General features: G+C 76.0%; 21 protein-coding genes. 9 read left to right on the plus strand and 12 right to left on the minus strand.

The genetic code is table 11. From position 1 onward, the window contains the following. Positions 1 to 2: 2 nt before the first annotated feature. A complete protein-coding gene (locus tag WHI96_RS06695; protein ID WP_345642609.1) occupies positions 3 to 1,265 on the minus strand; it encodes an MFS transporter in 1,263 nt (420 codons plus the stop codon). 81 nt (positions 1,266 to 1,346) lie between these two features. Between WHI96_RS06695 and WHI96_RS06700 the strand changes: the two genes are divergently transcribed. Continuing rightward, on the plus strand, positions 1,347 to 1,868 hold the full coding sequence (locus tag WHI96_RS06700) for a hypothetical protein (RefSeq protein ID WP_345642612.1): 522 nt from the start codon (positions 1,347 to 1,349) through the stop codon (positions 1,866 to 1,868). Between the two features lie 60 nt (positions 1,869 to 1,928). Continuing rightward, positions 1,929 to 7,043, plus strand: coding sequence for an ATP-dependent helicase (locus WHI96_RS06705; protein ID WP_345642614.1), 5,115 nt, complete (start codon positions 1,929 to 1,931; stop codon positions 7,041 to 7,043). Between the two features lie 165 nt (positions 7,044 to 7,208). Here the strand turns inward: WHI96_RS06705 and WHI96_RS06710 are convergent, their stop codons facing one another. Next, on the minus strand, positions 7,209 to 8,000 hold the full coding sequence (locus WHI96_RS06710) for a carbon-nitrogen hydrolase family protein (protein ID WP_345642617.1): 792 nt from the start codon (positions 7,998 to 8,000) through the stop codon (positions 7,209 to 7,211). A gap of 36 nt (positions 8,001 to 8,036) precedes the next feature. Between WHI96_RS06710 and WHI96_RS06715 the strand changes: the two genes are divergently transcribed. After that, positions 8,037 to 8,678: a GntR family transcriptional regulator gene (locus tag WHI96_RS06715; protein WP_345642620.1), complete on the plus strand. Its 642-nt coding sequence runs from the start codon at positions 8,037 to 8,039 to the stop codon at positions 8,676 to 8,678. Here WHI96_RS06715 and WHI96_RS06720 read toward each other — a convergent pair. Next, complete coding sequence (locus WHI96_RS06720; RefSeq protein ID WP_345642623.1) at positions 8,668 to 9,993, minus strand: MFS transporter; 1,326 nt, start codon at positions 9,991 to 9,993, stop codon at positions 8,668 to 8,670. The two genes, WHI96_RS06715 and WHI96_RS06720, sit on opposite strands and share 11 nt — an antisense overlap. Before the next feature lie 121 nt (positions 9,994 to 10,114). Here WHI96_RS06720 and WHI96_RS06725 point away from each other — a divergent pair, with 121 nt between their 5' ends. From WHI96_RS06725 to WHI96_RS06740, 4 genes are all read left to right on the plus strand, one after another. Further along, positions 10,115 to 10,813 carry a DUF2848 domain-containing protein gene (locus WHI96_RS06725; protein ID WP_345642626.1) on the plus strand — a complete coding sequence of 233 codons (699 nt, stop codon included), beginning with the start codon at positions 10,115 to 10,117 and terminating at the stop codon, positions 10,811 to 10,813. A 314-nt stretch (positions 10,814 to 11,127) separates the two neighbouring features. Further along, the gene (locus tag WHI96_RS06730) at positions 11,128 to 11,529 is read left to right on the plus strand and encodes a DoxX-related protein (RefSeq protein WP_345642629.1); all 402 of its coding nucleotides are present in this window, start codon (positions 11,128 to 11,130) and stop codon (positions 11,527 to 11,529) included. Between the two features lie 135 nt (positions 11,530 to 11,664). Further along, the gene (locus WHI96_RS06735; RefSeq protein ID WP_345642632.1) at positions 11,665 to 13,128 is read left to right on the plus strand and encodes a glycosyltransferase family 39 protein; all 1,464 of its coding nucleotides are present in this window, start codon (positions 11,665 to 11,667) and stop codon (positions 13,126 to 13,128) included. 52 nt (positions 13,129 to 13,180) lie between these two features. Then, positions 13,181 to 14,056 (plus strand): DNA-formamidopyrimidine glycosylase family protein, encoded by an 876-nt coding sequence (locus WHI96_RS06740; protein WP_345642635.1) that lies wholly within the window; start codon positions 13,181 to 13,183, stop codon positions 14,054 to 14,056. 118 nt (positions 14,057 to 14,174) lie between these two features. Here the strand turns inward: WHI96_RS06740 and WHI96_RS06745 are convergent, their stop codons facing one another. The 4 genes from WHI96_RS06745 to rimO all read right to left on the minus strand — a co-directional run bounded on the left by WHI96_RS06745 (position 14,175) and on the right by rimO (position 17,830). Further along, positions 14,175 to 15,023 carry a PspA/IM30 family protein gene (locus WHI96_RS06745; protein WP_075311258.1) on the minus strand — a complete coding sequence of 283 codons (849 nt, stop codon included), beginning with the start codon at positions 15,021 to 15,023 and terminating at the stop codon, positions 14,175 to 14,177. A 189-nt stretch (positions 15,024 to 15,212) separates the two neighbouring features. Further along, positions 15,213 to 15,584, minus strand: coding sequence for a helix-turn-helix domain-containing protein (locus tag WHI96_RS06750; protein ID WP_062401203.1), 372 nt, complete (start codon positions 15,582 to 15,584; stop codon positions 15,213 to 15,215). A gap of 135 nt (positions 15,585 to 15,719) precedes the next feature. Further along, complete coding sequence (pgsA, locus tag WHI96_RS06755) at positions 15,720 to 16,337, minus strand: CDP-diacylglycerol--glycerol-3-phosphate 3-phosphatidyltransferase (RefSeq protein WP_345642645.1); 618 nt, start codon at positions 16,335 to 16,337, stop codon at positions 15,720 to 15,722. After that, positions 16,334 to 17,830, minus strand: coding sequence for a 30S ribosomal protein S12 methylthiotransferase RimO (gene rimO / locus WHI96_RS06760; RefSeq protein ID WP_345642648.1), 1,497 nt, complete (start codon positions 17,828 to 17,830; stop codon positions 16,334 to 16,336). The genes pgsA and rimO overlap by 4 nt, the downstream gene beginning before the upstream one ends. A gap of 52 nt (positions 17,831 to 17,882) precedes the next feature. Between rimO and WHI96_RS06765 the strand changes: the two genes are divergently transcribed. Then, on the plus strand, positions 17,883 to 18,404 hold the full coding sequence (locus WHI96_RS06765) for an amino-acid N-acetyltransferase (RefSeq protein WP_345642650.1): 522 nt from the start codon (positions 17,883 to 17,885) through the stop codon (positions 18,402 to 18,404). Positions 18,405 to 18,406: 2 nt separating this feature from the next. On the opposite strand, the gene WHI96_RS06770 is transcribed toward WHI96_RS06765, so the two are convergent. Further along, positions 18,407 to 18,841, minus strand: a complete 435-nt coding sequence (locus WHI96_RS06770) for a hypothetical protein (protein WP_345642651.1) — start codon at positions 18,839 to 18,841, stop codon at positions 18,407 to 18,409. Positions 18,842 to 18,961: 120 nt separating this feature from the next. Here WHI96_RS06770 and WHI96_RS27815 point away from each other — a divergent pair, with 120 nt between their 5' ends. Beyond that, the gene (locus WHI96_RS27815) at positions 18,962 to 19,348 is read left to right on the plus strand and encodes a PadR family transcriptional regulator (RefSeq protein WP_425571552.1); all 387 of its coding nucleotides are present in this window, start codon (positions 18,962 to 18,964) and stop codon (positions 19,346 to 19,348) included. Here the strand turns inward: WHI96_RS27815 and WHI96_RS06775 are convergent. Genes WHI96_RS06775 through WHI96_RS27820 form a run of 4 tightly spaced genes read right to left on the minus strand, consistent with a single transcriptional unit; the run spans position 19,263 to position 21,188 of the window. Continuing rightward, positions 19,263 to 19,562 carry a gas vesicle protein K gene (locus tag WHI96_RS06775; protein WP_345642654.1) on the minus strand — a complete coding sequence of 100 codons (300 nt, stop codon included), beginning with the start codon at positions 19,560 to 19,562 and terminating at the stop codon, positions 19,263 to 19,265. The two genes, WHI96_RS27815 and WHI96_RS06775, sit on opposite strands and share 86 nt — an antisense overlap. After that, positions 19,552 to 19,761, minus strand: a complete 210-nt coding sequence (locus tag WHI96_RS06780; RefSeq protein ID WP_062401191.1) for a gas vesicle protein — start codon at positions 19,759 to 19,761, stop codon at positions 19,552 to 19,554. Before WHI96_RS06780 ends, WHI96_RS06775 begins: the two co-directional genes overlap by 11 nt. Beyond that, positions 19,758 to 20,501 carry a GvpL/GvpF family gas vesicle protein gene (locus WHI96_RS06785; RefSeq protein ID WP_345642657.1) on the minus strand — a complete coding sequence of 248 codons (744 nt, stop codon included), beginning with the start codon at positions 20,499 to 20,501 and terminating at the stop codon, positions 19,758 to 19,760. The genes WHI96_RS06780 and WHI96_RS06785 overlap by 4 nt, the downstream gene beginning before the upstream one ends. A 3-nt stretch (positions 20,502 to 20,504) precedes the next feature. After that, positions 20,505 to 21,188, minus strand: a complete 684-nt coding sequence (locus WHI96_RS27820; protein WP_425571553.1) for a gas vesicle protein — start codon at positions 21,186 to 21,188, stop codon at positions 20,505 to 20,507. Between the last annotated feature and the right edge of the window lie 5 nt (positions 21,189 to 21,193).

Raw genomic sequence — 21,193 nt, forward strand, 5'->3', positions numbered from 1 at the left:
GTTCAGCCCGCCGCCGGGCGTCCCGTGCGGGCCGAACGCGCCGCCACCAGCAGGAACGGCACCGTCGCCACGACCACCAGCGCGCCGAGCAGCGCGTAGGACGACACCGTCACGAGCACCCCGGCCACGATCCCGGCGGCCGCGCCGGCCAGGTTCATCGCCACGTCCACCGAGCCCTGCACCCGCGGCCGGTCGGCCACCGCCAGCGACGCCGTGAGCTGGGCCGACCCGCCCACCACCGCCGCCGACCAGCCCAGACCGAGCAGCACCAGGCCCACCGACAGCAGCCCGGTCGCGGTCGGCGCGGCGAGGGCGCAGACCACCCCCGAGAGCGGCAGCAGAACCCCGGCACCGGCCAGGACCCGCGCCGGTCCGGCCCGGTCGGCGAGCCACCCGAACAGCGGGCTGAGCGCGTACATCCCCGCGATGTGCAGGCCGATCACCAGCCCGACGACCGACAGCGCCGCGCCGCCGTGGTCCATGTGCACCGGGGTCATCGACATCAGCCCGACCATCACCGCGTGCCCGAGCACGATGCCGACCGCGCCGAGCAGCGCGGGCCGCGAGGCCCGCAGCACCGCCCACGGCCGCACCACCACGGACCCGCGCGCGGTGGCCGGGGTGCCCGCGCGATCCCGGGCCCGCAGCAGCGGGTCGGGCCGCAGACCCAGCCACCCGGTCAGGGCCGCCAGGGCGAACGCGACCGCGCAGAGCAGGTACGGACCGGCGACGCCGGGCAGCCCGACCGACCGGGCCGCGGCGTCCAGCGGCCCCAGCAGGTTCGGCCCGGCGACCGCACCGACCGTCGTCGCCCACACCACCAGCGCGAGCGCGCGGCCGGCCCGCGCCGGCGCGGCCAGGTCGGTGGCGGCGTAGCGCGCGGCGAGCCCGACCGCCGTCCCCGAGCCCACCAGCAGCAACGACACCAGCAGCAGCGCCACCGAGCCGGTCGTGGCCGCGACGACGGCACCGACCGCACCGAGCAGCCCCACCAGGTGGCCGCCGACCAGCGCGGGACGCCGTCCGCGGGCCTGGGCCACCCGTGCGACGACGGCCGCCGCTCCCGCCGCGCCCAGCACGCTCGCCGTCGACGCGACGCCACCGACCGCGGGCGAGCCTGACAGCCGGGAGGCGACCAGCGAGCTCGCGGCGATCGAGGTCGCGACGGCCGTCCCGCCGAGCACCTGCCCGGTCGCGAGCACCGCCAGCAGGCGGGGCTGGGCGGGGTCCTGCGGCGGGGAGACGGCGTCGGGTGCGGCGGTCACGGACGGATGCTGCCGTGCGACGCCCGCCGCGCGCCATGGCGTTACGCTCCGGCCCGGCCACACGAGCGGAGGACGGTGGACATGGCGGGCACGACCCCGAACACACACAGGTCGGCGGGCACGGACGACGCGGAGCTGCAGAACGCCTACCGCATGGTCTCCGACGTGCTGGCCGGAGCGGTGCGCGAGACGCTCGCCACGCCGGGTCCCGACCCGGCCCGGTTCGCCGTGCGCAGGCTGACCGCGGTCGACCGCGACATGCCGCCGGACGCCACCCCGCCCGGCTGGTCGCTGGCCTTCCTGGTGCTGGCCGACTGGTACGACGCCGCCCGCACCGCGCTCGCCGACCACGACGACCGCTCCGAGCGGGCACTGGCCTGGATCGGGAGCAACCTGGGCCCGCGCTACGCGGCCCGGGCCCGCTACACGGTCACCCCGCTCGTCGACCCGGCCGACGCCCGCGAGACCTCGCACTACGTCGACGCGCTGGGCGTGGACTTCCTGGCGTCGATGGTCTGGACGGTCGCGGCGGTCGTCGCCGAGTTCCCGGCCGCGGACACCGCGGAGGTCTGGCCCCGCACGAGGGCCGACGCCGCCCGCTGACGTCGCAGGTCACGCCCGGTCCGACGGGCGCTCGACGGGTGACTGTCGGACCCCACCCGCATGATGGTCGGCGTGACCGCACTCGAGGGCTTCTCCCCCGCCACCCGCCAGTGGTTCGAGGGGGCCTTCGCCGCGCCCACGGCGGCCCAGGAGGGCGCGTGGTCCGCGGCGCAGGCCGGGCGCAACGCGCTCGTCGTCGCGCCGACCGGATCCGGCAAGACCCTCGCCGCGTTCCTCTGGGCGCTGGACCGGCTCGCCGCCACCCCGCCGCCCGCCGAGCCGAAGCACCGCTGCCGGGTCCTCTACGTCTCGCCGCTCAAGGCCCTCGCCGTCGACGTGCAGCGCAACCTGCGCTCGCCGCTGACCGGCATCCGCCAGGCCGCGCAGCGGCTCGACGAGCCGGTCCCCGACATCACCGTCGGGATGCGCACCGGCGACACCCCGGCCGACGAGCGGCGCCAGTTCCAGCGCACCCCGCCGGACGTGCTGGTGACCACCCCGGAGTCGCTGTTCCTGCTGCTCACCTCGGCCGCGCGGGAGTCGCTGCGCGGGGTGACGACCGTGATCCTCGACGAGGTGCACGCCGTCGCCGGGACGAAGCGGGGGGCGCACCTGGCGGTGTCGCTGGAGCGCCTCGAGGAGATCACCGAGGTCACCCCGCAGCGGATCGGGCTCTCGGCGACCGTGCGCCCGGTGGACGAGGTCTCGACGTTCCTGTCCGGCACCCGCCCGGTCGAGGTCGTGCAGCCCGCGATCCCCAAGACGATCCGGGTCGAGGTGCAGGTCCCGGTGCCCGACCTGGCCGCGCTCGACGAGCGGCCCGCCCCGGGCAGCACCGACGAGGAGGTCGTCGGGTCCGCCGCGGGCACGGCGCGCAAGCCCTCGATCTGGCCCGCCGTCGAGGAGCGGCTGCTCGGCCTGGTGCGCGAGCACCGCTCGACGATCGTGTTCTCCAACTCGCGCCGGCTCGCCGAGCGGCTGACCTCCCGGCTCAACGAGCTCGCCGCCGAGCAGGAGGCCGCCGCCCTGGAGGAGGCCGCGGACCTCGACGCCGACGCCCCGGGTGCGTTCCCGGCCGAGGCGGTCGGGCAGTCCGGGGTGGGCGGCGGGGCCGCGCCGACGGTGGCCAAGGCCCACCACGGGTCGATGTCGCGCGACCAGCGGACCCTGGTCGAGGAGGAGCTGAAGTCCGGCGTGCTGCCGTGCGTCGTCGCGACCTCCAGCCTGGAGCTGGGCATCGACATGGGCGCCGTCGACCTGGTCGTGCAGGTCGAGGCGCCGCCGTCGGTCGCGTCCGGGCTGCAGCGGGTCGGGCGCGCCGGGCACCAGGTGGGTGCGGTGTCCGAGGGCGTCGTGTTCCCGAAGTACCGCGGGGACCTCGTGTCCTGCGCCGTCGTCGCCGAACGGATGACGACCGGGTCGATCGAGTCCACGCGCTACCCCCGCAACCCGCTCGACGTGCTGGCCCAGCAGATCGTCGCGATGGTCGCGATGGAGTCGTGGCAGCTGCCCGACCTCGCCGCGACCATCCGCCGGGCGGCCCCGTTCGCGGCGCTGCCGGACTCCGCGCTGCACTCGGTGCTGGACATGCTGGCCGGGCGCTACCCGTCCGAGGAGTTCGGCGAGCTGCGCGCCCGCATCACCTGGGACCGGGTCACCGACGAGCTGCGCGGCCGCCCGGGCGCGCAGCGCCTCGCCGTCACCTCCGGCGGCACCATCCCCGACCGCGGTCTGTTCACCGTGATGACCCCGGGCGGCGCGGACGGCGCCGGGTCGCGGGTCGGTGAGCTCGACGAGGAGATGGTCTACGAGTCCCGCGTCGGGGACACGTTCCTGCTGGGGACCTCGTCGTGGCGGGTCGAGGACATCACCCACGACCGCGTGATCGTCACCCCGGCGCCGGGGGTGCCCGCCCGGATGCCGTTCTGGAAGGGCGAGTCGATCGGTCGGCCGCTGGAGCTGGGCCGGGCCGTCGGCGCGTTCGTGCGCGAGATGTCCGGGCTGGCCGACGCCGACGCCCGCGAGCGCGCCACCGCGGCCGGGCTCGACGAGTGGGCCTGCGACAACCTGCTGTCCTACCTGCGCGAGCAGCGCGAGGCGACCCGGCACGTGCCGAGCGACCGCACGATCCTGGTCGAGCGGTTCCGCGACGAGCTGGGCGACTGGCGCCTCGTCGTGCACTCGCCGTTCGGGGCGCAGGTCAACGGGCCGTGGGCGCTGGCGATCGCGGCCCGGATGCGGGAGCGCCGCGGGGTCGAGGTGAGCGCGTCGGGCGCCGACGACGGGATCGTGCTGCGCCTGCCGGACGCCGTCGACGACAACGGCACCGAGGTCGTCCCGAGCGCCGAGGACGTGCTGCTGGAGCCGGGCGAGATCGAGCAGATCGTCGTCGCGGAGCTGGGGAACTCGGCGCTGTACGCGTCGCGGTTCCGGGAGTGCGCCGCGCGGGCGCTGCTGCTGCCCCGCCGCGACCCGCGCCGCCGCAGCCCGCTGTGGCAGCAGCGCCAGAAGTCGGCGCAGCTGCTGAGCGTGGCGGGCAGGTTCGAGCAGTTCCCGATCACCCTGGAGGCGATGCGGGAGTGCGTGCAGGACGTCTACGACCTGCCCGGGCTCCGCGAGCTGATGGGCGACGTCGCCTCGCGGAAGGTGAAGGTCGCCGAGGTCGAGTCGTCGCAGCCGTCGCCGTTCGCGCGCAGCCTGCTGTTCGGCTACGTCGGGATGTTCCTCTACGAGGCCGACGCGCCGCTGGCCGAGCGCCGCGCGGCCGCGCTGTCGCTGGACTCGACGCTGCTGGCGGAGCTGCTCGGCTCCGAGGCGATCCGGGAGTTGCTCGACCCGGAGATGCTGGCCGAGATCGAGGGCCGGCTGCAGCGCACCGACCCGGACCGGCACGCCCGTGACATGGAGGGCGCCGCGGACCTGCTCCGCTTCGTCGGTGACCTGTCCGAGGCCGACGGGCGGGCCCGCGGCGTCGACCCGGCGTGGCTGGCGCAGCTCGAGCGGGACCGCCGGGCGCTGCGGGTGCGGATCGCCGGCGAGGAACGGTTCATCGCGATCGAGGACGCCGGTCGGATCCGGGACGCGCTGGGCACGGCGCTGCCGGTCGGGGTGCCGGAGGCGTTCACCGAGCCGGTGCCCGACCCGCTCGGGGACCTCGTGCTGCGCTGGGCGCGCACGCACGGGCCGTTCACCGCCGCCGAGCTCGCCCGCCGCTTCGGGCTGGGCGTGGCCGTGGTCGGCGGGGTGCTGGAGCGGCTCACCGGCACCGGCCGGCTGATGAAGGGCGAGCTGCGCCCGCAGGCGTCGGTGCCCGCCGGTTCCGGCGGCGAGCTGGAGTACTGCGACGCCGAGGTGCTGCGACGGCTGCGGCGCGCGTCGCTGGCGAAGCTGCGGCACGAGGTCGAGCCCGTCGAGCAGCGCGCCCTCGGGCGGTTCCTGCCGCAGTGGCAGGGCGTCCAGGTGCGGTCGGGCTCCGAGCGGCGCGGCCGGGTGCGCCGCGCACCGGGTGCCGAGGACGTGCTCGGTGTGGTCGAGCAGCTCGCCGGGGCGCCGCTGCCGGCGAGCGCGGTCGAGTCGCTGGTGCTGCCGGCCCGGCTGCCGGGCTACACCCCCGCGCTGCTCGACGAGCTGACCGCCGCCGGTGAGGTGACCTGGGTCGGGTGCGGCGCGCTGTCCGGGCAGGACGGCTGGCTGGCACTGGCCCCCGCCGACGTGGCGGACCTGCTGCTGCCCGCCCCCGACCTGGACACCGCGGGCACCCCGCTGCACACCGCGGTGCTGGCCGCGCTCGGGCTGACCGACCCGGCCGCGCTGACCGATCCGGCGGCCGCACCGGACTCCGGGGGCGGTGCGCTGTTCTTCCGCGAGCTCGCGACCCGGGCCGGGGTGCTGCTGACCGAGCAGGACGAACCGGCCCCCTCCGACGACGACGTCGTCGCCGCCGTCTGGGACCTGGTCTGGGCGGGTGCGCTCACCAACGACACGCTCGGCCCGCTGCGGGCCCGGCTGTCCGGGGGCGGCGGGCGGCGTGGCGCGTCCGGGCGGCAGGGCGGGGCGCACCGCACGGCCCGGCGGCCGGCCCGCGGGCGCTACGCGCAGCTGCGTGCGGGGCGGCCGTCGATGCCCAGCCGGACCGGGCCGCCGTCGGTCGGCGGGCGCTGGTCGGTGGCCGTGCCGCGCGAGCCCGACGCGACCCGTCGTGCGCACGCGGCCGCGGAGGCGTTCCTGGAGCGCCACGGCGTGCTGACCCGGGGCGCGCTGGGCACCGAGCGGGTCACCGGCGGGTTCGCCGCGGTCTACAAGGTGCTCCGGGCGATGGAGGAGTCCGGCCGGTGCCGGCGCGGCTACATCGTCGAGGGGCTGGGCGCGGCGCAGTTCGCGGTGCCGGGCGCGATCGACCGGGTCCGGGCCCTCGCCGGGACCGACGGCGGCCCGTCCCCCGCCCCGCCGACCGGTCCGCGCCGCCTCGGTGCCGGGCCGGGCGCGGTCGTCGCCGACCCCGGCGACCGCGCCGGGTCCGCCGGTCCCGCCGATCCCGCCGGGTCCGCCGGCCCGGCCGGGTCCGTGGACCGGTCCGGGGACGGCGAGCCCCTGCCCGACGACCTGTCCGGCGACGCGGCCGGGTTCCCGGGGTCCGACGAGCTCTCCGGCGACGTGGCGGGGTTCCCGGGGTCCGACGACCCGTACGCGGGGGTACCCGACGACCTGCGCGGCGGCCTGGGCGGGCTCGGCGGCGCGGGCCGCCACGACGGGTTCGACGGCGGCGCCGGTCGCCGCCCGCAGGCGCCGCGGGAGGCGTGGCGCGCGCTGTCCCGGGTGGTGCTCGCCGCCACCGACCCCGCCCAGCCCTACGGCGCGGCCCTGCCCTGGCCGGACACGACCGGGGAGACCCGGCACCGCCCCGGTCGCAAGGCCGGGGCCCTGGTCACGCTGGTCGACGGGGCGCCCGCGCTCTACGTCGAGCGCGGCGGGAAGTCGCTGCTGTCGTTCACCGAGGACCGCGACGAGCTGCGCGCCGGGGCCGAGTCGCTCGCCGGGGCGGTGCACGAGGGCTGGCTCGGGTCGCTCGCCGTGGAGCGCGCCGACGGGCAGGACTCGCTGGTCTCGGCGCTGTCCGAGGTGCTCACCGAGGCCGGGTTCCGGGTGACACCGAAGGGGCTGCGGCTGCGGGCCTGACCGGGCGCCCCCACCGACGGGCGTCGGCGGCCGGGTGGTGGGTGTGCGGCCGCGCGGGCGGCCGGGGTCGGGCTGCCGGGCGGGTCGGGTCTGCCGGCCGGGTGGTGGGTGTGCGGCGCGGGCGGGCGGCCGGCCGGAGCCGGGCGGGTCGGGCCGCCGGGCAGGTCAGTACCGGCGATCGGCCAGCACCGGGACCGCCCGGCGGGCCGCGGTCACCGCGTCGAGGTCGAGGTCCACGACCAGGGTCCCCGGCGCGGCGTCGAGCGCGGCGACGATCGAGCCGGTCGGACCGGCGACCGCGCTCATCCCGATCCCGGTCGGGGCGCCACCGGGGACCGGACGCCCCGCCGCCTCCGGGTCCGCCTGGTCGCAGGCCGCCACGAAGGCCGTCGTGTCGAGGGCCCTCGCGCGCACCAGCAGCTCCCACTGCTCGCGCTTGCCCGGCCCCGCACCCCAGGACGCGGGCACGACGACGACCTGCGCCCCGGCGTCGCCGAGGGTCTGGAACAGGCCGGCGAACCGCAGGTCGTAGCAGGTCGCGAGGCCGACCGTCACACCGTCGACGGTGAGGGTGACCGGCCGGTCCCCCGGGGCGACCGTGTCGGACTCGGCGAACCCGAACGCGTCGAACAGGTGGATCTTGTCGTAGTGCTCCTCCGCACCGGGCCCGGTGACGAGCAGGGTGTTGCGGACGCGGCCGTCGTCGGCGGGGGTGAACATCCCGGCGACCACGGTGACGCCCGCGGCGGCGGCGAGGTCGCGGACCCGGGACGCCCAGGGGCCGTCGAGGGGCTCGGCGACCGGGCCGAGCGGCACCCCGAAGCGGCACTGGGTGGCCTCGGGGAACACGACCAGCCGCGCGCCCCGGGAGGCCGCGTCGGCGACGCCGTCGGCGACCAGGGCGAGGTTCTCCGGCGGGTCGGTGGTGGCGGCGATCTGGACGAGGGCGATCCGCATGCGTTCTCCTGGGCTGGTTCGGTGTATACGTGTCGTATGCCGACGTCACGGGAGTCCGGTCGCGAGCGCGCGTTGCACTACCTGCGCGAGACCGTCCTGGTCGATCCGCGGGTGCAGGGCACGTTCCTCAACGAGAACGAGCTCGCCGGCCGGATCGGGGTGTCGCGCACGCCCGTCCGTGAGGCGTTGCTGCTGCTCGTGGCCGACGGTCTGGTCGAGATGCTGCCCGGTCGCGGCGCCTACGTGCCACCGTTGACCGGCCGGCAGATCTCCGAGCTGATGGAGCTGCGCGGGGTCCTGGAGCAGCATGCCGCGCGCGCCGCGATGGATGCCTGCGGTGTCCCGTTCGAGGCGATGAACGCGGCCCTGGACCGGCAGCGCGAGCTCGCCGGCGCCGGTGGGGACCCGGCCGAGTTCATCGAGCTCGACATGGTCTTCCACCAGGCGCTCGTCGACGCCACCGGGAACGCGCTGCTGTCGCGGACCTACGCCGGGCTGCGGGTGCGCCAGCGCCGGGTCGGCGTGACCGCGCTGTTCCGGACCGAGGACCGGCGGCAGGCGGTCTGCGCCGAGCACGGCCGGATCGTCGAGGCGCTGGCCGGCGACGACCCCGACGTGGCGGCGAAGGCGATCGACGAGCACCTGCAGCTGACCCTGCGCGTGCTGCTCAGGGCGTGAGGGCGAGGTAGGCCTCGTCCTCCTCGTGGTCCGGGTCGCGGCCGATGAGCAGCCCGACGACGGTCAGCGCGCAGGCGACGGCCAGGTAGGTCGCGACCGGCACCCAGTTTCCCGACCCGCCGGACAGCGCGGTGAACGCGAGCGGCGCGACGGCGCCGCCGACCACGCCGGCGATCGTGTAGGCCAGCGAGCTGCCGGTGTAGCGCAGCCGCGGTGAGAACTGCTCGGTGACGAACGCGGCCTGCGGCCCGTACATGAACGAGTGCAGACCGAGCCCGACGACGATGCCCACGACGAGCAGCGCGAACGAGCCGCCCGAGATCATCGGGAAGAAGACGAACGGCCACACCGCTCCCCCGACCGCGGCGACGCCGTAGACGAGCCGCCGGTTGAACCGGTCGGTGAGCGCGCCGGCCAGCGGGATCGAGGGCAGCTGCAGCGCCGAGCCGATCAGGATCGCGCCGAGCACCTCGGACCGGGAGAACCCGAGCTGGGTGGTGGCGAAGGTCAGGACGAAGACGGTGAACAGGGCGTAGCTGACGTCCGGTCCGACCCGGCTGAGGATCCCGACGAGCAGCGGGCGGCGCTCGGCGGTGAACACCTCGCGCACCGGCGCCGACGGCCGGTCGCCGGACTCGGCGATCGCGCGGAAGACCGGGGTGTCCTCCAGCGTGAGCCGGATCCACAGCCCGAACGCCACCAGCACCGCCGACAGCAGGAACGCCAACCGCCAGCCCCAGTCCAGGAACTGCTGGTCGGTCAGCAGCAGGGTGAGCAGGGCCAGGACGCCGTTGGACAGCAGGTTGCCCGCGGGCGGGCCGACCTGGGCCGCCGAGGCCCAGAACCCGCGCCGGCGCGGCTCGCCGAACTCGCTGGAGAGCAGGACCGCGCCGCCCCACTCCCCGCCGACGCCGACGCCCTGGGCGAAGCGCAGCAGCACCAGCAGGACCGGGGCGGCGACGCCGATCGTGCCGTAGGTCGGCAGCAGACCGATCAGGAACGTCGCGACGCCGATGAGCACGAGCGTGACGACCAGGACCTGCTTGCGGCCGATGACGTCGCCGAGCCTGCCGAACACGACACCGCCGAGCGGGCGCGAGACGTAGCCGACGGCGTAGGTGGAGAACGCGAGCAGCAGACCGGTGACCGGGTCCGCGGCCGGGAAGAACAGCACCGGGAACACCAGCGCGGCCGCCGCGGAGTAGACGGCGAAGTCGTACCACTCGAGCGAGGTGCCGGTGAGGCTCGCGACGAACGCCTTGCGCAGGTCACGGCGGTCGACCGGTGGTGACGAGGAGGCGGACGGCGAGGTCATCGCGGGCTCCCGGGGTCGGAGGTGGTCGGTGGGACGAGCCTCATACTTGCTGTATACACAGTGTGTGCGCAACCCTCGTGCACATCGGTTACGCGACGTACACATCTGACGGAGGTCCCCCGTGACGCTCGAACTGGCCCTGCCCGACGGCAGCACCCGCTCGGTGGAGGTCCACCGGGTCTTCAACGCCGGGTACGCCGGACGCGCCCAGGAGGAGGTCGCCGCGCACGTCGCCGAGCTGGCCGAGCTGGGCGTGCCGGCTCCGGACACGGTGCCGGCGCTGTACCCGGTCTCGCCGTACCTGGCGTCGCAGACCGACCGGGTCCCCGCCCAGCACGACCGGACCTCCGGCGAGGCGGAGTGGGCGCTGGTCGTCGGCGACGACGTCACCGACCCGCTGCTGACCGTCGCCTGCGACCACACCGACCGCGCCCTGGAGGTGCACGGCGTCGCGTGGAGCAAGAACGCGGGTCTCGACGTCCTGGGCCGGAAGGCCTGGCGGCTGTCGGAGGTCGCCGACCGGCTCGACGACATCACCCTGCGCGCGTGGGTCCGTCACGGCGGTGACCACGACGGCACCGAGGAGCTCGTGCAGGACGCGACGCTGGCCGCTCTGCTCCCGCCCGGGTACTGGGTCGAGCTGCTGCGCGAGCGCGGCTGGCTGGTGCCCGGCACCGTCCTGCTGTCGGGCACCGTCGCGATGCGGTCGGGGGTCGACCAGTTCGCCGACGCCTGGCGGGTGGAGCTGCACGACCCGGCCACCGACGACACGATCGGCCTGGCCTACGAGGTCGACCGGCTCCCGGAGCCGATCGGCTGACCGGCCGCCCCGGCGGAGGACCGGTCGGCAGGCCCGGTGGACGTGGCCGGGACGGCCCGCGGGGACCAGCAGCGGGTCGCGGGCGACCGTCGTCCGCGGACCCCGACCCGGGTCCCCGCAGGCGGCGGGACCGGCGTCCGGGCCGTCGACGTACTCGACGTCGAGGTCGCGGTCCCCGTGGGCGGCGGTGACGGCGCCGGGTTCCCGTCCCCGGGGCCACGATGTGCTCCCGCCCGGGCACCCGGGGCGGACCGTGACGGCCGCCGCACCGGCGGGCCCGGCCGCCGCCCGTACCGGGTGGCACCATCGCGGTCATGATCCGTCGCTCCCCCGGCCCCCCGTCCCGCGACCGGCGGCTCGCCGTCGGGCTCGCGGGGCTGCTCGGCACCGCCGCCGTCCTGCACGTGGTGCGGCCCGAGCCGTTCGACTCGATCGTGCCGCGCAGCCTGCCCGGGGAACCCCGGTTCTGGACCTACGCCTCCGGGGCGGCCGAGGGCGCCGTCGCCGCGGCGGTCGCGCACCCGCGGACCCGGCGCGCGGGCGGCTGGGCCGCGGCAGCGCTGTTCGCGGCGGTGTTCCCGGCGAACGTGTCGATGGCGCTGCAGTGGAACCGCAAGGACCTGCTGTACCGGGCGATCGGCTGGGGGCGGCTGCCGCTGCAGGTCCCGCTGGTGCTGTGGGCGCTGCGGATCGCCCGCAGCGCCCCGCGCGGCTGACCGGAGGGTGGACCGCCGGTAGACCGAAGTCGATCGTCCACCGCCCGATGCCCGCTGCGCCGGACGGACCCGCCGGGGTCTGATGGCGCCGGGCCCGGGGAACGCCGGCGCCCACATCATCGCTCGGGGGGACACATGACGTCGTCGACCACGGTCCGGGACCGGGACGCCGCACCCGCGGCCGTTCCGCCAGTCGCGCGGCTGCCCGTCGGGATCATCGCCGGGGTGGTGGCCGTCGTCCACCTCGTCATGGGGGCGCTGGGGCGCGGGTACTGGTTCGACGAGGCGCTGATGCTGGCGATCGGACGACACCACCTCGACTGGGGGTCGGCCGACCAGCCCCCGGTCGCACCGGCGCTGGCCGGGCTCGCCGACGCCCTCGCACCCGGGGTGAACGGGGTGCTGCGGATCGTGCCGTCGCTGGCGACGGCGGGCGCGGTCGTCGTCGCCGCGCTGATCGCCCGTGAGCTGGGCGGCGACCGCCGCGCCCAGGTCCTCACCGCGCTCGCCCAGGCCACCGGGCTGTGGGTGGCGCTGTTCGGGCACTTCCTGACGCCGTACTCGCTGGAGCCGCTGCAGTGGGCGCTGCTGGTGTGGCTGCTGGTGCGCTGGACCCGGGTCCGCGACGACCGGCTGCTCCTCGCCGTCGGCCCGCTGCTCGGCCTGGCCGCGCTGACGAAGTTCCAGGTGATCCTCCTGGGCGCGGTGCTGGTCGTCGCGATCGGCGTGGCCGGGCCGCGGGCGATGCTGCGGCGGCCCGCGTTCTGGTGGGCCGCGCTGGTCGGTGCGCTGATTGCGGCGCCGACGCTCGTGTGGCAGGCCGTTCACGGCTGGCCGCAGCTGCGCATGACGTCGGTCGTCGCGCAGGAGTCGGTGCTGTTCGGCGGACCGGGCCCCAACGCGGTGGCGATGCTGCTGCTGGCCGGGCTGCTCGGCACCGTGCTGGTCGTGGTCGGGGCGGTCGCGGCGTTCACGACGCCCCGGCTGCGGCCGTACCGCTTCGTCGCGGTCACCTTCCTCGTGCTGTGGATCGTGTTCGCGGTGACCGTGGGGCGTGCGTACTACCTGTGCGGTCTGCACGGCGCCGTCGCCGCGCTCGGGGCGGTGTGGTTCCAGCAGCGGCGCGAGACCGGGCGACGACGGTGGTCCTGGGTGGCGTGGCCGGCAGGGGTGCTGTCGGTCGCCCTCGCCGCGGCGATGGTGTCCGCGAGCGCCGGAGCGGCCGACCCCGCCGTGCCGGAGCGGATCGTCGGCGAGGTCGCCCGCGTCCGCGACGGGCTGCCCCCGGACCAGCGGGACCGCACCGTCGTGATGGGCGGCTCGTACATCTACGCCGCCTACGTCGACACCGCCGACCCCGCGCTCGGCCTGCCGCCCGGGTACAGCGGCAACCGCAGCTACGGCTACTTCGACCCGCCCCCGGACGACCACGACGTCGTGATCTTCATCGGCAGGGACCCCGGCCTGCTCGCCCCCACCGGGGTGGCCCTGCGACCGGTCACCGACCTCGGCGACGGCAACCGCATCTGGCTGGGCGAGGGCATGACGCACCCGTGGTCGCAGGTGTGGCCGCAGCTGCGGACGCTGGTCGTCGACTGAGCCGTCGACCGAGCCCGGGCCGGTCCGGGCCCGCCCGGGTAGCGTCGCGGTCGTGCCCGAGGGAGACACCGTGTACCTGGCCGGCAAGCGGCTGCAGACCGCGCTGTCCGGGCACGAGCTGCTGCGCGGCGAGCTGCGCCACCCGCGCCTGGCCGAGCACGATCTCGCCGGGCTGACCGTGACCGGCGTCGTCTCCGTCGGCAAGCACCTGTTCACCCGCTTCGACGACGGCCGCAGCCTGCACAGCCACTTCCGGATGGACGGCTCCTGGCACCTGTACCGGCCCGGCATGCGGTGGCGCCGGGTCGCGCACGAGGCGCGCGCCGTGCTGGAGACCGCCGACCGCGTCGCCGTCGGGTTCGCCCTGCACGACCTGGAGCTGCTCCCCACCGACGACGAGCACACCCTCGTCGGGCACCTCGGGCCCGACCTGCTCGACCCGGACTGGGGCCCCGGCCACGACGCCGAGGCGCTGCGCCGGATGACCGCCCGCGCCGACCACCCGCTCGGGCTGGTGCTGCTCGAACAGCGGGTCATGGCCGGTCTCGGCAACCTCTACCGCAACGACATCTGCTTCCTGCTCGGGCTCACGCCCTGGGTGCCGGTCCGCGACGTGCCCGACCTGCCCGGGGTCATCGACCTGTCGCGGCGGCTGCTGTCGTCGAACAAGGACCGCCCGGAGCAGACGACGACCGGCTCGCTGGCCGCCGGCGAGGCGCACTGGGTGTTCGAGCGGCCCGGGCGGCCGTGCCGCCGCTGCGGGACCCGCATCCGGACCGCCGACCAGGGCGACGACCACCGGGCCCGGGTCACCTACTGGTGCCCGCGCTGCCAGACGGGGCCGTCCCCGCGCCCGGTGCGCCGGTCCACCGGTCCGCGCCGCGGTGCCCCCGGGCGACCGCCCCCCGGCGCCGCCCGCACCCGCTGACCGCTGCGGCCACGGAGCCACCGGCGGCCGGAGCCGGAGAGCCGCCCGGGCCCGGACACACCTCCGCCGCGGTCCCCGGGCGGGACCGCGGCGGACGGTGCGGAACGGGCGAGCGGGCTCAGGCGGTGCCGGGCTGCTGCTGGTTCTGGGTGTTCTGCTGCTGGGCCGGTGCCGGCGATGACGGGAGCTGCTGGGTCGCCTCGCCCTGCCCGACCTGCGGGGCCTGCTGGCCACCGGCGATCGGCGCCCCGGACATCGACGCCCGGATCTGCTCCAGCCGGGACATCCCGGCCATGTCGGTGGTCGACTGCTGGACCTCCAGCATCCGGCCCTGCACCGAGTTCTGGGCCAGCTCCGCGGACCCGAGCGCGGTGGCGTACCGCTTCTCGATCTTGTCGCGGACCTCGTCGAGCGAGGGCGCGTTGCGCGGCGCGGACAGCTCGCTCATCTGCTGCAGGGACTTCGCGGCCTGCTCCTGCATCTTGGCCTGCTCGAGCTGGCTGAGCAGCTTGGTGCGCTCGGCGATCTTCTGCTGCAGCATCATCGAGTTCCGCTCGACGGCCTGCTTGGCCTGTGCGGCGGCACCGATCGACTGGTCGTGCAGCGTCTTGAGGTCCTCGACGCCCTGCTCCGCGGTCACCAGCTGGGTCGCGAAGGTCTGCGCCGACTGCTCGTACTGCTGGGCCTTCTGCTCGTCGCCCTGGGAGCGGGCCTGGTCGGCCAGCACGAGTGCCTGCCGCGCCGACGACTGCAGCTTCTCGATCTCACCCAGCTGCCGGTTCAGCTTCATCTCCAGCTGACGCTGGTTGCCGATCACCGCGGCCGCCTGCTGCGACAGCTGCTGGTGCTGGCGCTGGGCGTCCTCGATGGCCTGCTGGATCTGCACCTTCGGGTCGGCGTGCTCGTCGACCTTCGACGAGAACAGGGCCGACAGATAGCTGAAGAACTTGGTGAATCCGTTGGCCATCTCTGCGCGTCCTCCGCCTGCGTTCGCTCGCGACCGTGCCCGCCACCACGGCGGGCGTGCGGACCCCGGACCGACCCCGCGTTCCCCCCGTGGTCGGCACCGGACCTCCGGCCCTGTCCATCCTGGCATCGCTGCCGGTCTGTCCGCACCCTACCGCGCAGGAGCGGTCGGCCGGGGCGGGCCGTGCGGTCAGGCGGCCGAGGCCACCGGTCCGCCCGAGGACGCGGGTGCGGCGACCACGGAACCGGGCCGCCCGGCCAGCCGCAGCTCGGCGTGCCGCTGCCCGATCGGGACGAGCACGTCGTCGCGCCGGCCTGCGGCCGCGGCGGAGGTCGCCGTCGCCATCTCGGCGGCGACGGTGGTCAGCAGGTCCGGCACGGACACCCCCAGTGCCTCGCAGATCGCCGCGAGCAGCTCGCTGGAGGGCTCCTTGCGCCCGCGCTCGACCTCGGAGAGGTACCCGAGGCTCACCCGCGCGGCCCGCGAGATGTCGCGCAGCGTGCGCCGGCGCGCCGTGCGCACCTCACGCAGCCCACTGCCGATCGCTTCCCGCAGCAGCATGTGCCCTCCTCGACTGCTCCCCGGACACCCGGTGAAGTCTCACCGTACCGACTTCCCCGGTTCCCACGCGCCGCGACGCTGTCCGCCCACGGCGAACACCTCAACGCCGCGCGGGCCCCGGATCGTCCCCGCAGGTCAGGCAGGGCGGGGTCGGACGGCCTTGCGGACGTAGTCGGCGCCGGTCACCACGGTGAGCACCAGCGCGACGGCCATCACCGCCCACTGGAGGACGAGCACGGCCGTCGCGGCGGCGGTGCCGGGGCCCAGCAGCTCCGGCAGCGGGAGCAGGAACAGCCCGATCGCGACGGTCTGGGCGACGGTCTTGGCCTTGCCGCCGCGGCTGGCCGGGATGACCCCGCGACGACGGATCACGACGAAGCGCAGCGCGGTGATGCCGAGCTCGCGGACGACGATCACGATCGTCACCCACCAGGGCAGCACCCCGAGGATCGACAGCCCGATCAGGGCGGCGCCCATCAGCGCCTTGTCCGCGATCGGGTCGACCAGCGCGCCGAACCAGGTGACGAGCCCGCGGCTGCGGGCCAGCTGACCGTCGAGCCGGTCGGTGGCCGCCGCGATCACGAACACGGCGAACGCGACCAGCCGCCACACCACGTCGTCGCCGCCGTCGACGAACAGCGCGACGACGAAGACCGGGACGAGCAGCAGCCGCAGGACCGTCAGCGCGTTGGCGATGTTCAGCAGCGGCGCGTCGCCAACTCCGGCGGCGCCCCCGGCCGGGTGCGAGCTCATCCGGCTGCGGAGGCCGCCGGTACGGCCGCGGCCGGCACCCGCGGGTCGAGCAGCTCGCACGCCTCCACCAGCAGGTCGACGCCCTCGGTGTCCACGACGCGGCAGCGGACCAGGTCACCGGGACGCAGCGAGTCCGGCTCCGGGCCGTCCTGCGCCGCCGCGACGACGGTGCACTCGCCGTCGGCGTCGGGGCCCTGGTGGGCGGCGCGACCGGTGCAGTCGTCCTCGTCGCTCTCCGCGGACTCCACGAGCACGACCACCTCGGTGCCGATGCGCTCCTCGGCCCGCTGCTCCATCAGCTCGTCGACCAGCGCGGAGATCCGCGCGACGCGGGCCTGCACCTCCGCCGGGTCGACGTGGCCGTCGTAGCCCTCGGCCTCGGTGCCGTCCTCGTCGGAGTAGCCGAACACGCCGACGGCGTCGAGCCGGGCGCCGGTGAGGAACGCCTCCAGGTCGGCGAGGTCCTCCTCGGTCTCGCCGGGGAACCCGACGATGACATTGGAGCGGATCCCGGCCTCCGGGGCGAGGGCGCGGATGCGCTCGCAGAGGTCGAGGAAGTCGGTGCGCGAGCCGAAGCGGCGCATCCGGCGCAGCACCCGGGCCGAGGCGTGCTGGAACGACAGGTCGAAGTAGGGCGCGACGCCCGGCGTGGTCGCGATGACCCGGAGCAGGTCGGGCCGCAGCTCGGCCGGCTGCAGGTAGGCGACCCGGATCCGCTCGACGCCCTCGATCGCGGCGAGCTGCGGGAGCAGGTCGACCAGCGCGCGGGTGCCGCCGGGGAGGTCCTTGCCGTAGCTCGTGGAGTTCTCGCTGACCAGGACGAGCTCGCGCACGTCCTGCCGGGCGAGCCAGGCGGCCTCGCCGACCACGTCGGCCGGCGGGCGGGACACGAAGCTGCCGCGGAAGCTCGGGATGGCGCAGAACGCGCAGCGGCGGTCGCAGCCCGACGCGAGCTTCAGCGACGCGACCGGGCCGCCGGACAGGCGGGTGCGCGCGATGTCGGGCACCCAGTCGTGGCCGGGGACCGAGACGTCCGCCGTCGCGGCCGGGCGCTCGACCGGGGAGATCGGCAGGAGCGTGCGCCGGTCGGTGGGGACGTGCGGGGCCGGCGCGTGCCCGCCCAGGACGTCGCCGAGGCGCTCGGCGAGCTCGGGGTAGGCGTCGAAGCCGAGCACCGCGTCGGCCTCGGGCAGGTCGGCGGCCAGCTCGGCGCCGTAGCGCTCGGCGAGACAGCCCACGGCGACGACCTTCGCCCCCGCCGGGCGGGCCACGTCGGACGCCGCCAGCACGGTGTCGATGGAGTCCTTCTTCGCCTGCTCGACGAAGCCGCAGGTGTTGACGACGATGACGTCGGGGCTGCCGTCCTCGGCGTCGACCAGCTCCCAGCCGGACCCGGCCAGGCGGCCCGCGAGCTCCTCGGAGTCGACCTCGTTGCGCGCGCAGCCCAGGGTCAGCAGGGCGGCGCGCCGCGGCGCGTTCTCGGGGGATGGCACGGGTACCAGGGTAGACGCCGGGTCCGACGGCCCCGGTCTAGGCTCTCCTGCCGTGCCCGAGCCCGCCCCCGCCCCGGTTCCCGACGTGATCGTCCGCCGTGCCCGCACCCGCGACGTCCGCCGGATCCGCGAGCTCGTCGACGAGTACGCGGGCACGGTGCTGCTGGCCAAGGAGACCGTGACCCTCTACGAGGCGGTCCCGGAGTTCCTCGTCGCCGAGGTCGACGGCACGGTCGTCGGCTGCGGCGCGCTGCACGTGCTGTGGGAGGACCTGGGCGAGATCCGCACGGTCGCGGTGTCGCCGTCGGTGCTGGGCCGTGGGGTCGGGCACCGGATCGTCGCCGCCCTGATCGACGGCGCGCGCGAGCTCGGGCTGGAACGGCTGTTCGTGCTCACGTTCGAGAAGCAGTTCTTCGCCCGGCACGGCTTCGCCGAGATCGACGGGACGCCGGTGTCGGCCGAGGTGTTCGCGGCGCTGCTGCGCAGCTACGACGCCGGCGTCGCCGAGTTCCTCGACCTCGCCCACGTGAAGCCGAACACCCTGGGCAACGTGCGGATGCTGCTCACCCTCTGACCTCAGCCGGTGGCGGCCTTCACCGCCGCGACCACGGCCCACACCAGCGCGGCGACGATCGCGACGACCAGTGCCACCAGCAGCAGCACCGGCGCCAGCGCCACGACGACCCCGATCAGCACCTTCGCCGCGGTCCCGAGCGCGGCGAACCCACCCTTGATCGCGCCCCACACCGGGTTGTCGCCGCGGGCCAGCGCCTTGCCCGCGCCGAGCGCGGCGCCGAGACCGGGCCCGCCGTCGGCCGCCATCCGCTCCAGCGAGTCGGCGAGGCGGTCGACCCGGTCGCAGGCGAGCGCGGCGAGCCGGTCGACGAGTGCGGCCAGGAGCCGCTCCCCGGCGTCGCGCAGCTGCGCCATCGGGTCGGGCGGCGGCGGGGTCCCGGTGCCCGGCTCCCGGGCCTGCGGGACCGCGGGGGCCTCCCGGGTCGCGGTGCTCATCGGCTCCTCGCGGGTACGGCCATGACGATCGGCCCTCTCGGTTCCGGGTGTGTGTCGGTTTCCGCCCGCCCGGGCGGGGGAATGCTCGGGTTCATCCCGACGAGCGGAGGGGGCGCGCCGATGCGGCCACCGGACCGGTCGACGCTGGACCTGCTGCTCCTCGGCGCGGTCCACGACGCCCCCGGCGACGGGGCCGCGGTCCGCGCCGCCGTGCTCGACCGCTCCGGCGGCGCGCTCGCCCTGTCGGCGGGCCTGGTGTACCGGGCGCTGCACCGGCTCGAACGGAACCGGCTGGTGCGACGCCCGGCCGGCAGCCGCGGATACCGGCTGACCCCGGGCGGGGAGCGGGTGCTGCGGTCGCGGACGCGCGAGTTCGAGGCGCACGTGCGGGCGGTGCGCGCGGTGCTGCCCGGCGGGGGTGTCACGAGCGGTGCCGGGGCAGCAGCGGACCGAGCGGGCCGAGCTCGAGGTTCAGGTCCGCCGCGGTCAGACCGAACTCCGCGGTGAGCTCGTCCATCGCCTCCTCGAGGTGCATGAGGGCGGTGCCGAGGTCCTCGACCTCGTCCTCGGTGAGGTCGCCCTGCTCGACGCGGCGCAGCGCCTGGCGTTCCATGAGCTGACGCAGCAGCTCGACGATCGTCAGCACCAGCTTCATGAGGTCGCGGCGGACGGCGTCGCGGTCGATGTCGATCCGGCCGCCGGGGCGCGGGTCAGGCGTCATCGGGCGGCTCCTCCCCCGCCTGCCGCCCGGCCGGGGCGATGGACACGATCAGCGCGCGCAGCGAGATGCGGATCAGGTCCACCCCGGCCAGCGAGACCGTGACGTCCCCGGCCAGCACGACCCCGCCGGCGAGCAGCCGGTCCAGCAGGTCGACCAGCGCGACCTCGCGGTGGGCGAGGCCGGTCTCCCCCGTGCTCACCGCTCCTCCCCGACGAACGAGTACGGCACCCACGGCCCGGTGACCTCGACGGTGAGCCCGGCGCCGTCCGCGGCCCCCGTCACGGCGGCGCGCCAGGTGTCGCGGTCGGCGTCGTCGACCAGGTAGGCGCCGTTGAGGACCATCGGCTCGGTGCGTCCGGTCAGCGCGGGGGCGTGCAGCCGGTGCCGTCGCGTCGTCACCGCGGCCCGCGCCGCCGCCTCGTGCAGCCGCTGCGCCGCGGCGTGGGCGGCGTCGTCGTCGCCCGCGACGCGGTCGAGCTCCCGGCGACGGCGGCGCAGGTACTCGGCCCCCGACGACGCCCGACCGGCGTCGCGGCGCTCCGGCTGCGTCGTGGCGTAGGCCTTCACGCCCCACTCGGTGCGGCCCCGGAGCCGGTCCAGGACCTCGGCGAACGCGGTGTGCCGTTCGGTCAGCACGGCGCGGACGCGCTCGTCGTCGCGGTAGACCGTCGCGAGGGCGAGCGGCGCGACGACCGTGCGCGCACCGAGCGCGTCGACGACGGCGTGGTGCTCCCGCGCGGTGGTCGCCAGCCAGGTCAGGTCCTCCAGCCGGGCGGTCAGGGCGTCCTCGCCGAAGTCGGACTCGGGGACGGTGCCGGTGGCGGCCCAGAGCGCGTCCCCGCCGGTCACCGCGTGTACCGGGCGGCCGCCGATGCCCGTGAGCCCGGCGAGGTCGGGCGGGGCCGCGTCGCCCACGGCGTAGACGTAGGTCAGGTCCACGGCTCAGTCCCTCCCGCGTGCCGGGCGACGGGTGGTGGTCGTGCGGCGGCGCCGGGGGGCGGCGGGGCGGGTGCGACGCGGTGCGGCGTCGGGTCCGTCCGCGTCCCGTTCCGCGTCGGCCCGGCTCCCGGGACCGGCCCCGTCGGTTCCGTCGCCGGGTGCGTCCCCGCCGGGTTCGTCGTCATCCGTCCCGTCGGCCGGTCCGTCGGCGTCGGTCCCGTCGTCGGGGTCGGTCTCGTCGTCGGCATCGTCGACGGCCCGGTCGATCGACCTCTCGACGGCGGCGGCGTCGGCCCGGGCCGATGCCCCGTCCGGACCGTCAGGGGCGTCGCCGGACGGCGCGGACCGCTCGTCGGCGGGGAGCAGGCGTTCGAGGCGTTCCACCCGGTCACGCAGCCGTGCGTTCTCCTCCTCCAGCTCGTCGCGGCCGCCCGACAGCGTGGGGTCGCGCTCCCACCAGTCGATGCCCATCTCCTTGGCGCGGTCCACCGAGGCCACGACCAGCCGGATCTTGATGGTCAGCAGCTCGATGTCGAGCAGGTTCACCTGGATGTCGCCGGCGATGACGATGCCCTTGTCCAGGACGCGCTCGAGGATGTCGGCCAGGTCGGTGCCCGACTGCTGGGGTGGCCGCTCGGTGCGGCGCTGTGGCGCACCGGGGCTGCTCCAGCGGACGGCGTCGCTCATGGTCC

It is taken from the genome of Pseudonocardia tropica, from assembly GCF_040105315.1.
Taxonomy (GTDB): Bacteria; Actinomycetota; Actinomycetes; order Mycobacteriales; family Pseudonocardiaceae; genus Pseudonocardia; species Pseudonocardia alni.

Coding starts and splice junctions, on each gene's coding strand:
- WHI96_RS06700 (WP_345642612.1), top strand. CDS start 1,347: ATGGCGGGCACGACCCCGAACACACACAGGTCGGCGGGCACGGACGAC.
- WHI96_RS06705 (WP_345642614.1), top strand. CDS start 1,929: ATGATGGTCGGCGTGACCGCACTCGAGGGCTTCTCCCCCGCCACCCGC.
- WHI96_RS06710 (WP_345642617.1), bottom strand. CDS start 8,000: ATGCGGATCGCCCTCGTCCAGATCGCCGCCACCACCGACCCGCCGGAG.
- WHI96_RS06715 (WP_345642620.1), top strand. CDS start 8,037: ATGCCGACGTCACGGGAGTCCGGTCGCGAGCGCGCGTTGCACTACCTG.
- WHI96_RS06720 (WP_345642623.1), bottom strand. CDS start 9,993: ATGACCTCGCCGTCCGCCTCCTCGTCACCACCGGTCGACCGCCGTGAC.
- WHI96_RS06730 (WP_345642629.1), top strand. CDS start 11,128: ATGATCCGTCGCTCCCCCGGCCCCCCGTCCCGCGACCGGCGGCTCGCC.
- WHI96_RS06735 (WP_345642632.1), top strand. CDS start 11,665: ATGACGTCGTCGACCACGGTCCGGGACCGGGACGCCGCACCCGCGGCC.
- WHI96_RS06745 (WP_075311258.1), bottom strand. CDS start 15,023: ATGGCCAACGGATTCACCAAGTTCTTCAGCTATCTGTCGGCCCTGTTC.
- WHI96_RS06750 (WP_062401203.1), bottom strand. CDS start 15,584: ATGCTGCTGCGGGAAGCGATCGGCAGTGGGCTGCGTGAGGTGCGCACG.
- pgsA (WP_345642645.1), bottom strand. CDS start 16,337: ATGAGCTCGCACCCGGCCGGGGGCGCCGCCGGAGTTGGCGACGCGCCG.
- WHI96_RS06770 (WP_345642651.1), bottom strand. CDS start 18,841: ATGAGCACCGCGACCCGGGAGGCCCCCGCGGTCCCGCAGGCCCGGGAG.
- WHI96_RS27815 (WP_425571552.1), top strand. CDS start 18,962: ATGCGGCCACCGGACCGGTCGACGCTGGACCTGCTGCTCCTCGGCGCG.
- WHI96_RS06775 (WP_345642654.1), bottom strand. CDS start 19,562: ATGACGCCTGACCCGCGCCCCGGCGGCCGGATCGACATCGACCGCGAC.
- WHI96_RS27820 (WP_425571553.1), bottom strand. CDS start 21,188: ATGAGCGACGCCGTCCGCTGGAGCAGCCCCGGTGCGCCACAGCGCCGC.